At 53.4% G+C, this 11435-nt stretch carries 10 protein-coding genes and 1 pseudogene; 5 read left to right on the top strand and 6 right to left on the bottom strand.

Annotated elements, in window-relative coordinates; translation table 11 throughout:
- Positions 1 to 2325 (top strand): M1 family aminopeptidase (locus tag LAT75_RS13385; protein WP_291483182.1); only part of this gene is annotated, 2325 nt, incomplete at its 5' end.
- 4 nt (positions 2326 to 2329) lie between these two features.
- Here LAT75_RS13385 and LAT75_RS13390 read toward each other — a convergent pair.
- Positions 2330 to 2506: a hypothetical protein gene (locus tag LAT75_RS13390; RefSeq protein WP_291483183.1), complete on the bottom strand. Its 177-nt coding sequence runs from the start codon at positions 2504 to 2506 to the stop codon at positions 2330 to 2332.
- A 131-nt stretch (positions 2507 to 2637) separates the two neighbouring features.
- Here LAT75_RS13390 and LAT75_RS13395 point away from each other — a divergent pair, with 131 nt between their 5' ends.
- Both LAT75_RS13395 and LAT75_RS13400 read left to right on the top strand, forming a co-directional pair.
- The gene (locus tag LAT75_RS13395) at positions 2638 to 3774 is read left to right on the top strand and encodes an ATP-binding protein (RefSeq protein ID WP_291483184.1); all 1137 of its coding nucleotides are present in this window, start codon (positions 2638 to 2640) and stop codon (positions 3772 to 3774) included.
- Between the two features lie 183 nt (positions 3775 to 3957).
- Positions 3958 to 5082, top strand: a complete 1125-nt coding sequence (locus LAT75_RS13400) for an ATP-binding protein (protein ID WP_291483185.1) — start codon at positions 3958 to 3960, stop codon at positions 5080 to 5082.
- A 153-nt stretch (positions 5083 to 5235) separates the two neighbouring features.
- Here the strand turns inward: LAT75_RS13400 and LAT75_RS13405 are convergent.
- From LAT75_RS13405 to hutH, 5 genes and pseudogenes are all read right to left on the bottom strand, one after another.
- A pseudogene (locus tag LAT75_RS13405) lies at positions 5236 to 5544 on the bottom strand (type II toxin-antitoxin system VapC family toxin); the annotation flags it as partial.
- A gap of 59 nt (positions 5545 to 5603) precedes the next feature.
- Positions 5604 to 5876 (bottom strand): type II toxin-antitoxin system prevent-host-death family antitoxin, encoded by a 273-nt coding sequence (locus tag LAT75_RS13410; protein ID WP_291483187.1) that lies wholly within the window; start codon positions 5874 to 5876, stop codon positions 5604 to 5606.
- Between the two features lie 132 nt (positions 5877 to 6008).
- The gene (locus LAT75_RS13415; protein ID WP_291483188.1) at positions 6009 to 6638 is read right to left on the bottom strand and encodes a GNAT family N-acetyltransferase; all 630 of its coding nucleotides are present in this window, start codon (positions 6636 to 6638) and stop codon (positions 6009 to 6011) included.
- A 71-nt stretch (positions 6639 to 6709) separates the two neighbouring features.
- Positions 6710 to 8113, bottom strand: coding sequence for a metallophosphoesterase (locus LAT75_RS13420; RefSeq protein WP_291483189.1), 1404 nt, complete (start codon positions 8111 to 8113; stop codon positions 6710 to 6712).
- A gap of 84 nt (positions 8114 to 8197) precedes the next feature.
- Complete coding sequence (hutH, locus tag LAT75_RS13425) at positions 8198 to 9715, bottom strand: histidine ammonia-lyase (protein WP_291483190.1); 1518 nt, start codon at positions 9713 to 9715, stop codon at positions 8198 to 8200.
- A gap of 159 nt (positions 9716 to 9874) precedes the next feature.
- On the opposite strand from hutH, the gene LAT75_RS13430 reads away from it, so the two are divergent.
- Together LAT75_RS13430 and LAT75_RS13435 are read left to right on the top strand one after the other, a co-directional pair.
- Complete coding sequence (locus LAT75_RS13430; protein ID WP_291483191.1) at positions 9875 to 10348, top strand: CoA-binding protein; 474 nt, start codon at positions 9875 to 9877, stop codon at positions 10346 to 10348.
- Between the two features lie 99 nt (positions 10349 to 10447).
- Positions 10448 to 11435: hypothetical protein (locus LAT75_RS13435; protein ID WP_291483192.1), on the top strand; the 988-nt coding region annotated here is incomplete at its 3' end.

Consider the following 11435-nt stretch of genomic DNA (forward strand, 5'->3'; position numbering starts at 1 on the left):
ACGGGCATCATCACCCAGCTGCTGTTTGGCTACACCCAGATCGACCTGAATCATTACATCGTGGAGCTGCTGGTGATGGATATGTTCACATTTGCCAAGATGGTTGCGATGGCTCTGTTCGTTCATACCCTGGTGAACAACCGGTATGTTGGCTATTTCGTGGTAGTTGCGTTCATCATTGCACGGGCATCCCTTCAGGGTGCGCTGCGTACGGAATTCAACATGTTCATCTTGTGGAGTGAACCCTCACGCATATTTTCCGACATGAACGGGTACGGTCCGTTTATTCCCGGCATGTTCTGGTTCAGTGTGTACTGGGCGTTGCTGGTGGGACTGCTCATCATCGCAGCCTATTCCTTTTTCGTGCGCGGACATCACAACCGGTTCCGTGACCGGCTAAAAGAGTCGGCGCTGCGCTTTCGTAAAGCCCGTGTTCCGGCTTTGGGACTGCTCACCGCGTTTCTGCTCACGGGGGGATGGATTTACTACAACACGGCTGTGCTGAACACCTATATGTCGTCCAAAGAAAGGGAGCAGATTCAGATGAGCTATGAGCTCACCTACAAGCACTATGAGGGTATTCCACAGCCCCGTTGGGTGCATTTCGACTACGAAATCGATATTTATCCCTACCAGCGGGACCTGTTTGTGCGGGCATCATCCATCGTGGTAAATAAAACCGATGTACCGCTGGATTCGCTTCATTTCACCCTGCCCGGATCGGTTCGGCCGGAGGACATCCAAATCGACATTCCCGGTGCAACGCTGGTTCTGGACGACGCCCGGCACGGGTACCGTATTTACACCCTTGCCCGGCAGCTTATGCCCGGCGACAGTCTGACCATTGGAGTACGCTCCGAAATCGTAACCCGGGGGTTCGAAAACGAAGTCTCGTTTACCTCGCTCACCCAAAACGGAACCTTCTTCAACAACTTCGACATAATGCCGTCTTTTGGCTATCAGGCAGGGTATGAGATTCAGAGTCCGACCCGCCGTACCCGCCTGGGGCTTCCCGAGCGTGCCCGTATGCCCGTTCTCGATGAGTACAACCTCGTGAGTCGGGGCAATCATTACGTGAGCGGTGATTCCGACTGGATTACCATGCGGGCGGTCATCAGCACGGCCGAAGATCAGATAGCTGTGGCACCCGGAAGCCTGAAACGGGAGTGGAACGAGAACGGGCGCCGGTATTTCGAATACGAGCTCGATCACAAGGCACTCAATTTCTATGCCTTTATGTCGGCTCGTTACGAGGTCGCCCGCGAACGCTGGAACGACATCGATATTGAGGTGTACTACGCGCCCCGCCATGCCATGAACGTACCCAACATGCTGGCCTCCATCCGTCAGTCGCTGGAGTATTTCACCACCCACTTCGGTCCGTACTACCACAGTCAGGCACGCATCATACAGTTTCCGCGGTACAGCACCTTCGCCCAGGCCTTCCCCGGCACCATGCCTTACAGCGAGGGGATCGGATTCATCAGCGACCTGCGCAATTTGGGTCCCGGCGACATCGACCCCGTATTCTACGTGGTAGCCCACGAAATGGCGCATCAATACTGGGCGCATCAGGTAATCGGGGCCCGCATGCAGGGTGCCGAAATGCTCAGCGAAACCTTCTCGCAGTATGCGGCGCTAATGGTTATGGAGCAGGCCTTCGGACGGGAGCAGATGGATAAATTCCTGCGTCATGAAGTCAATTCCTACCTTCGGGGACGGGCGCGAGAACGCATTGCGGAGCGTCCGCTGATGCAGGCCGAGCAGCAGGGCTACATCTATTACAACAAGGGTTCCATTGTGATGTACTACCTCAAAGAAATGATAGGGGAGGAAAACGTGAATCGCGCGTTGCGCTCGCTCATTGATACCTACGGCTATCAGGAGCCGCCCTATCCGACCTCCATCTCGGCCGTACGGGCATTCCGAGATGTAACCCCCGACTCCCTGCAATACCTCATCGAAGACCTTTTCGAAACCATGACCTTCTTCACCAATACCGCGGTGAGCGCTGAGTTCGAACAGGACGGAGACGAATACATCGTAACACTGACCACCCGTACCGAGAAATTCCGGGCCGACTCGTTGGGTGTGCTCGTGCCCGTGCCCCTGAACGACTACATCGACATCGGCATCTTTGCGCGCCCGGAGCAGGGATTGAGACTTGGCGAGCCGCTGCTTATGGAGCGGGTACACATCACCGAGGCGGAAAACACCTTTGTGAGGCGGGTTTCGTCAGAACCGAGGGAGGCCGGCATCGATCCGTGGAACTACCTCATCGACCGTCAGCCGGAGACCAATACCCGCCGGGTGACGCGCCGGTAAAAGGTCAGCCTGATTCCTGCTGCTTTGGCAGTTCAGCCTCTTTGTTTTTTGGGAAAACGCCGTGCACATCACTGTCAGTCGTGCCAACCCGAAAGCCCCCAAGCCTGCGGCTAATCCCGTGCTTTGGGGGTTTTTGGATGCCCTGCATCGCGGCCTCAAACACGCACCCGGTAGCGTACAACCTTTGGAATACCCTTTTAGACCAGGTGAGCTGAGAAAAAACAAAGACGAGAAAACCAGTGAAATTTCGGTTTGACCCGAAAAATTTAGCTAAATATTTCGGTTAGAATCGAAAATTCTTTAGTTTCGGGTATGATTAAACGAAATCTTCAATCCATACTTGAGCAAAAGCTGAAGGACGGGAAAGTCCTTATAATTCTTGGCCCGCGTCAGGCAGGCAAGACTACGTTGCTCAGAAACCTTGTTAAAAACAATGAGGTGAGTGCATTATGGTGGAATGGAGATGAAACAGATATCAGGGCGCTGCTTCAGGACCCTACCTCAACACAGCTAAAAAAACTGATCGGCAGCTACAGGGTTTTGGTGATTGATGAAGCGCAGCGTATCGAAAATATTGGTCTTGTTATCAAGCTGATTTACGACAACATCCCCGGTGTAAAAGTTATAGCAACGGGATCATCGGCTTTTGAGCTGGCCAACCGAATCAAAGAGCCGCTGACCGGGCGGAAATGGGAGTACTTCTTATACCCGCTTTCCTTTGATGAAATGGTGCAGCATCACGGGTTTTTAGAAGAAAAAAGGTTGCTGGAACAGCGGCTCATTTACGGGTACTACCCGGAAGTCGTAACAAGTTCGGGAAACGAGAAAGAGACCTTGCTTCAGCTGGCGGATAGTTACCTATACAAGGATATTCTCACCTGGGAGAACGTCCAAAAACCGGAAAAGCTCGAAAAACTTATTCAGGCACTTGCCTTTCAGCTGGGTAACGAAGTCTCGTATCTCGAGCTTTCAAGACTGACGGGTATTGATAAAGAAACCGTAGAGCGGTATATCATGCTGCTGGAGCGGGCTTTTGTGGTGTTTCGTTTGGGCGCATTCAGCCGAAATCTGCGCAAAGAGCTATCCAAAGCAAGGAAGATATATTTCTACGACAACGGCATCCGAAACGCGGTTATCCGCAATTATGCACCCCTCTCATTGCGGCAGGATACAGGTGCGCTATGGGAAAACTTTTTGATTTCGGAGCGGATGAAGTTCCTTCAAAAGAAGGCATGGTTTGCCAATTCATTTTTTTGGCGAACACACGACCGGCAGGAGATAGATTATATCGAAGAAAGGGACGGTATCCTTTACGCCTTTGAATTTAAATGGGGAGAGCACACCAAAGCGAAATTCCCCGCAATCTTTCGGAAAACCTACCCGGAGAACGAAACAGCTGTCATCAACCGAAGCAACTTTGACGCCTTTATTACGGATATCTCCTCATAGTGCAGGCCGGCAACTTTTCTCTGATCCTTTAACAAGCAGAGCAGCTTAATCAAACAAGCCAACTCCTCCAATTCAATTCAATTAGAGGAGTCAGACTCCTTCAATTCATATAAATTGAAGGAGCTGTATTCCTGTAATTTTACTAAATTGAAAGAAAATCGAGTAAGAAAACAGGAAATATAAATGATACAAAGAAGTCTGAACCCGGAAAGCCATCTAAAAAAAGGAAAGGTTCTTATTCTTTACGGAGCCCGGCAGGTAGGCAAAACAACCCTTGTAAAAACACTGCTGACACAACCTGACCGAAGGTATGCGTTTTATACAGGTGATGATCTTCCCTTTGCTACAGCGTTTGGGAAATGTGATTTGCAGATTATTAAAAATATGGTGCAGGGGCTTGATTTGCTTTTAATTGATGAAGCGCAGAAGATAGAGCGAATCGGTACAGCGCTAAAACTTGTGGCTGACCATTTTCCGGATTTGTATGTGGTGGTTACAGGATCTTCCTCCTTTGATCTTGCCAACTCAACTGAAGAACCGCTTACTGGCCGCAAAAATGTACTCACCCTGTTTCCGCTCTCCATGCAGGAAATTGCAGCTGAGCTAACGCCTTGGGAGGCTGCACGCAGGCTGCACGAACTGCTGATTTACGGCTCCTATCCCGAAGTTTTTTCCCTCGATTCCTTCAGGGAAAAAGAAAACCGCATCACGGAAATAAAAAACGCATATCTGATTAAAGACATACTTGAATTTCAGCTGCTCAAACGGTCGCACGTAATTCTTGATTTGCTGAAACTCCTCGCTTTTCAAATCGGCAGTGAGGTCTCGACGGTTGAGCTCGGTAAGCAGCTCGGGCTGGACTATAAAACAGTGCAGCGTTATCTCGACTTGCTCGAAAAGTCGTTTGTGCTGGTTTCCCTTCAGGGATTTTCAAGAAACCTGCGAAAAGAAGTGTCAAAAATGAAAATGTACTACTTCATGGATCTCGGTATCCGCAATGCGGTTATTGCGAACTTTAACCCGATTGAATTGCGCAATGATGCTGGTCAGCTCTGGGAAAATTTCATGATCATTGAGCGTATAAAGCGAAACGCGTATTCGGGAAAAACAGCGAACTATTATTTCTGGCGAACTTATGATCAGAAAGAGATTGATCTGATTGAAGAAAGCGGGGGAAGCCTGCGTGGTTTTGAGTTTAAGTGGAGCTCCAACCGCAGGGTAAAAGCACCCAAAGAGTGGCTACAAACGTACGACAACGCCACCTGGGAATGCATCACCCCTGAAAATTATACGGCATTTGTTCAGTAAGGGGCGTTGGAGAAGGTACAGGTCCCGGCCTGCATCCACCGCTTTCCGCACCATGCAAAAGAGGGAAGTTGCGTTTAGTCTGTCAGGAAGCAGCGAAATTTCAAGGTTGGTTTCGCCTTGCCAAAAAGAAACATACTTGTTGGTTAGCGGGGTTTATGCCCTGAGTACGGGTATGTTATATTGGCTAATTGTATTATCAGCGGTGATAAAAATCAGGTCTTCTGAAAGTGCCTGAGAAATGAGCATGCGATCAAAGGGATCCTTGTGATATAAAGGGAGCTGCTTTAAACCGGCTACATGCTTAAGCTCTACGTTTAACCAGATAAAACTTTGATTCTCAACCTCGCTGAGAAAGTTTTCAGGTACACTAATCTTCCCTAATTGCTCTTTGATGCTAATTTCCCATAGTGAAACCACACTACAAAAAACATCTTTGTGCATGAGCACTTGTCTGCATGTTTCATTTAAACGCGGGCTGTCAGCTAACTACCAAAGCAGCACATGAGTGTCAATCAGATATTTCATTGAGGTTCAGGCTGACCGGCAGAAGCGTTTTCAATTAAATCCTGTATTTCGGGTGCACAAGCGTCAAAATCATCTGCAATCCGGATCTTACATTTTAAGGTACCCGGTTGTCTCTTTGGCGTTTTTTGCACCGGCTGCAACTCAACAACCGGTTTGCCGTGTCTCGCAATGCGTACCTGTTTGCCGTCAAGAACCTGCTGAACCAAACGCGATAATCCGGTCTTGGCTTCGTGCATATTAACCGTTATGAGATTTGAATCCTTGGACATAGGCGTGCTGAAAGGCGTGAGATAATTTTTTGCTAAGTTAGCTACATTTTGTGCAGGGTCAATAAAAGAGGTCTGACCAGATGCCCGCTTTTCTTGAATAGCATTGCACCTGCTAAGCCCATTGACCGGGAGTCACCCATCCACCGCTTTGCGCACCATACAAAACTGTTCAAGTGCCAGTCCGGGGCTCCCGAGCGTTTTTACAAGCTCAAAGCCGAAGTGTTCGTAAAGACCCACATTGGCGGGGTTGTGCGTTTCGAGTACGACCGGAAGGCCGTGTTTATCGGCATGTTCAAGGGCCGGGGTGATGAGCCGGCGGAAGGCGCCGGTGCCGCGCAGGGAAGGATCAACCGCGATAATTTTGAGCCGGTAATGACGCTTCGGAACGAGGCCTTTGTACCAGCTCAGGTCGTTGGCTGCTGCAAGCTTTCGGGTATTTTGGATCAGTCTGAAAAAGTCCCGGAACCCTAAAACCGGCAAAGAAATCAGCACGATTTTGAGTTTGAGCTTGAGTTCCGCATAAAGGCTTTCGGCGCTGCTTTCCCCGCCGATCATAAAGGCACGCGGGTCGTCATCGAGCAGGTGCAGCAGTCCCTGTTTCGCCGCATACCGGATATGCAGTACCGCGTGCCTGTTCAGCAGTTTGGTTTTCTTTTCGGAAGGAAGACCTTCGAGGGTGCCCGCAGTGCCGGGGTCGCCGGCAAAACTTCCGGCGAGCACTCGGGCGGCGGTTTGGATGGTTTTGTGTTCAATTGTGTACATGGCATCATCTCCTTGCCGCAGGTTTACGAACAGGCGGTTAAAAAGGGTGCACACTTTTCCGGAAGCTGCGCTTACGGCTGATTCAGATTTGTGATGAGCGTCTGTCGAATCATAACCGGCGGGTCAGCCTGTGTGAAGGCATGGCCTTCAGAACCGAGAAAACGCATCTGATTGAAAGGCGTACCCACTGCAACCCAGCCGTTGACCGCGAGGGTGTAGGTTTGGCCGGGATTAATCGTCTCCGGGAAGCTTCCGGCCACATACTCACCGGTCGAACCTTCCCAGCTGTCGAGCTCAAACTGATTTGCTTTATTTCTTAAAGTGATGAGGTCTGAGCCGCTGAGCGTGGCAATCCACATGTTGCCGTCAAACCGGATGCTGCGCTGCACATCAAAAAGGCGGACCTCACCCAAAGGCATGGCCGCCCCGAATGTGGTGTTGTTGAGGGCTGCTGCATCCGTTCCGCAGCTTTCCCGCAGCCATGCCGCCATTCGTTTCATCAGCGCTGTTTGGGTGGCTATTGCGGAATTGGCAGCGACAATTTCTTTAAGATTTTCCGGAAGATGTGTCTCTTCCAGCGCTTTTGCCATTGCCAGAAAGGCGGCATCGGCAGGCAGGTTGTCGTTAATGGTGATGCTTTCAATTTCGTACGCAGCGGAGTTTCCGTCGATCTGAAAGCGAACGATATCAACTGTTTCGCCATAGGAGCCTGTATGCAGGGCAAGGCGCTGATCCTGTTCGGTGATGAAGCGAAGATGGTCGTGACCGCCCAGCAGCAGGGCCGGCTTTGGGAGCGTCGGGAAGACGGCACGGTCGCTGAGTACGCCGTCATGATCCATCAGAATATTCAGCCGGCCGTTTCTCCAAAGACCGGGCAGCTCCTCAGCGGCGTAGGCAAAGGCTTCAGGAACGGCCCAGCGCTCATTGTGAATGGCGCGGTAGGTGGAGAGGTCGTCGGTGGCAATGCCCACGACCGAAAACCGGACCCCGTTCACCTCCCGGTGTACAACAGGCGGCGCAAGCGGCTCACCGCCCGAAATCTCCCGCATGTTGCTGATGAACTGAACGCCGTCGGTTTCCATCTGCTGCGCGACTTCCCGCATATCATCCGAAACGGCGCCTTCGTGGTTGCCCGCATTGAGAAAAACAGGCGCAAGAGCACTCAGCTGACGAAGAAAGTCCCGCTCTGCCGCAACCCCGGAACTCAGCGAAACAGGATGCCGCTCAAACACATCCCCGTTTATCAGTACGATGACGGCTTCCTCCTGCGAAGCAAGCGATTTCACAAGCGGTAAAATACGCGCCATTTTGTCGGTAGCGCTGTGAAGGTCTGCCATGCAAACCAGTGTGAGGGACGATGGTTCCCTGCCGGAAGAGGTAATGCCGCATCCCCCCAAAAGCAGGAGTCCGGAAATTCCGGTTATTCCGGTTTTAATAAATTGCCGCCGGCTCGTGCAGCTGCGTTCTTTTTTCATAATGGCTGGCTTATTGTTAAAGTTCAGTGCCAAAATACAACCATCGTCCCGATAAACATAAGCCGGATCGGGGCAGGGTGCGCATCACCCCAGCTCCCCCAGTTCCTCCCCGATCAGATCCAGGTAGGCCCCCTCGCGGATAAGCGCCAGGCTCTTTTCCATGTATTCCTTGAAATAGGTGTCCTGCTCGGCATGCGGGATGTGTTTGCGCACAAAGTGATGGAAGATTTCGACGCCCCGGCCCGGCCGCAGCGGCCTGCGGAAATCAAGCGCCTGTATGGCTGTGAGCAGTTCGATGGAGAGAATGTGCTCCACATTTTCGAACACGCGCAGCAGCTTGGTCGCGCTGATGCTGCCCATGCTCACGTGATCTTCCTGACCCAGACTCGACGGGATGGAATCAACCGAGGCCGGGTGGCAGAACACTTTGTTTTCGGAAACCAGCGAGGCCGAGGTGTACTGCGGAATCATGAAGCCGGAGTTGATGCCGGTGTGCTGCATCAGCAGGGTTGGCAGCCCGTCGTGCCCTTCGAGCAGCAGGTAGGTGCGGCGCTCGGCGATGCTGCCCAGCTCCGCCAGCGCAATCGCGGCGTAGTCCATGGCAAGGGCGATTGGCTGACCATGAAAATTCCCGCCGCTGATGATATCGCCGTTGCCGAATACCAGCGGGTTGTCGTTCACGCTGTTGAGCTCGGTTTCCATCACCTGCATGCAGTGCGCGAGGGCGCCGCGGCTTGCCCCGTGCACCTGCGGCACGCAGCGCAGGCTGTAGGGATCCTGCACTTTGCCGCAGTTCCGGTGCGATTCGAGGATTTCACTGTCGCGCAGCAGCATACGCACGTTGCCGGCCACAACGGCCTGACCCGGATGCCGCCTTACCTGCTGAATGCGGTCGTCGAAAGGGGCGATGCTGCCCTGAAGGGCTTCGAGACTCGTAGTAGCCAGCAGGTCAGCGGTTTTGAGCAGGGCGATTGATTTTTCCAGCACGTAAGCGCCGTAGGCCTGCATCATCTGCGTGCCGTTGATCAGGGAGAGGCCGTCTTTGGCCTGAAGCTGTACCGGCTCAAGGCCATGTTTCTGAAGCACGGCCCCCGCCGGAAGCTGCCGCTCACCCGCATCATCCCAGAAATGTCCGTAGCCGATCAGCGGAAGCGCCAGGTGTGCGAGCGGGGCCAGATCGCCGGAGGCGCCCAGGCTTCCTTTAGAGGGCACAACCGGGATGAGATCCAGCTCGGCGAAGCGCAGCAGCAGCGCAAAGGTTTCGCGCGAAACGCCCGAGTAGCCCTGACCCAGCGCATGCAGCTTGAGCTGAAGCATCAGCCGGGTGATGGCTTTGGGAACCGGCTCCCCGACGCCCACCGCGTGCGAAAGCAGCAGGTTTTGCTGAAGTTGCGTGAGGTCGCCCTCCGAAATGCGCCGGCTCGCCAGGCCGCCGAAGCCGGTGTTGATGCCGTAATAGGCGCGGCCGTCCCGCAGGGCAGCCTCCACAACGGCGCGCGAGCGCTGCAGGGCTTCGGTATCAGTACCCAGCGATGCAAGCCGGTCGCGGAGGTCGGCATACAAATGCGCCAACCGTATGCTGTGCAATGTGATATCAGTCAATCAAATAGTCCGTTTTGGGCCGTTAAAAGGCCGTTTTAAGGAAAGCAGAATTCCGCTAAACCTAAGCAAATTTGTTCAACTTTGCCGTATCAAGCCCTATCTTTCGGGCAGCATTTACAACGATGAACCACGTCTCCCAAATTAAATCAAGGTGTACTGATGGATGCTTCAAAAATGCCCGAAAATGTGCAGGCTTTTCTTGCCGGCAAACGCATCGCCGTTACCGGCGTCTCCCGGAAAGGGGATACGGCCGCGAGCCACATCCTCCGAAAACTCATCAAATCCGGCTATGAGGCCATTCCGGTAAATCCGCATGCGGCCGAGCTTGAAGGCCTCCCATGCTACCCGAACCTTCAGGCCATCCCGGGCGGGGTGCACGCGGTGATGATCGCGACTTCGCCCGATGCTGCCGTTTCCGTTGTAGAAGAATGCGCTGCGCTGGGCATTAATCACGTTTGGTTTCACCGCTCTTTCGGGGAGGGCAGCATTTCGGTGGAAGCCCTCGGTGCCTGCGAAGCCTACCGGATTGACCCCATAATCGGGGGCTGCCCGCTGATGTTCCTCGAACCGGTCGATATCGTGCATAAGTGCATGCGCTGGTTTGGTCAGCGCAACGGCAACGTGCCTGCCTGAAGCGGCCTGAAGGAAATAAATCCCTCCGCCGGGAGTTTAACCCGAAGCTTTGCCGGTCGGGAAAGCCGCATCCCCCAAACCCAAGTCCCGTGCGTTTTCATGAAAAAATTATGTGCAGCCTTCATCCTGTTTTTCGCAGCCGCTTCCGGTAGCCTTGCGCAGCCGCTGCAGCTTTCACACGAAGCAGAAACCCGCTTCATCACCGCTTATAACCAGGGGTTTTCGGGCATTTTTGAGGTGCGCACACTCACGCTTTCCGAGGGGGAAAACCTGATCGAAATCAGAGGAATCCCGGAGCTGCATTCGGTTGAGCGCCTCACCGTACTGCTCGACGGGGAGCTGCTCGAAGCCCGCATTGCCAAATCGGAACCGGGTTTTGCTTCGCTCATGAACCGGCTTCGCGGCACCCGCGTCCGCCTTGTGAACGGGCAGCAAGCGCAGGAAGGCCTGCTCAGGTATGAGTCCGGCATCGCAGCCCTGCAGCAGCCCGGCGGGCAGTTCATCAGTCCGGATCCGGCCTCGCATTTCATTTACCCGCTTTCCGGTGAGGTAAGCCTCTTCGGCGATTCCGGCCTCGTGCTGCGGGTACACGCGAACAGGGCCGGGCCGCAGCGCATCGGCCTGCTCTACGGAACCAACGCCATCGGCTGGACCGTGATGCACAGCCTCAGGCTGCATCCCGACACGGAAACCTACGAATGGGTAGCCGAGGCGCAGATTTTCAACAACTCCGGCATGGACTTTGACCACGTTTTTCTCCGTTTGTTTTCGGGGGATGTGGACCTGCGCGAGATGCCGCGCCTTGCCCATACCCGCATTCCGAGGGTACTCGATGTGTACGATGATATGATGATGGATATGGATGCCTTCCTTGAAATGGATGCGGCATTTGGTCCGGCGGTGCGTATGAGCAGCTCAATGGCCGCTCCGCCGGTTCAGGTTCAGTTTGAAGATTTCTTTGCCTACGATTTCCCCGAGCCGCTGCTGCTGCCCACAGGCTCCGTTGCTTCGGTACAGCTTTTTCATTTCCGGGACCTGAACTACCGCAGCCTGCATTTCCTTGAAATTCCGCAGCACAACCTGCGCA

The sequence above is a fragment of the Cyclonatronum sp. genome (assembly GCF_022565315.1).
In the GTDB taxonomy this organism is placed as follows: Bacteria; Bacteroidota; Rhodothermia; order Balneolales; family Cyclonatronaceae; genus Cyclonatronum.

Bases quoted from the DNA above. Each gene is read 5' to 3' on its own strand.
- LAT75_RS13395 (WP_291483184.1), top strand. From the start codon at position 2,638: ATGATTAAACGAAATCTTCAATCCATACTTGAGCAAAAGCTGAAGGAC.
- LAT75_RS13400 (WP_291483185.1), top strand. From the start codon at position 3,958: ATGATACAAAGAAGTCTGAACCCGGAAAGCCATCTAAAAAAAGGAAAG.
- LAT75_RS13410 (WP_291483187.1), bottom strand. From the start codon at position 5,876: ATGTCCAAGGATTCAAATCTCATAACGGTTAATATGCACGAAGCCAAG.
- LAT75_RS13415 (WP_291483188.1), bottom strand. From the start codon at position 6,638: ATGTACACAATTGAACACAAAACCATCCAAACCGCCGCCCGAGTGCTC.
- LAT75_RS13420 (WP_291483189.1), bottom strand. From the start codon at position 8,113: ATGAAAAAAGAACGCAGCTGCACGAGCCGGCGGCAATTTATTAAAACC.
- LAT75_RS13430 (WP_291483191.1), top strand. From the start codon at position 9,875: ATGGATGCTTCAAAAATGCCCGAAAATGTGCAGGCTTTTCTTGCCGGC.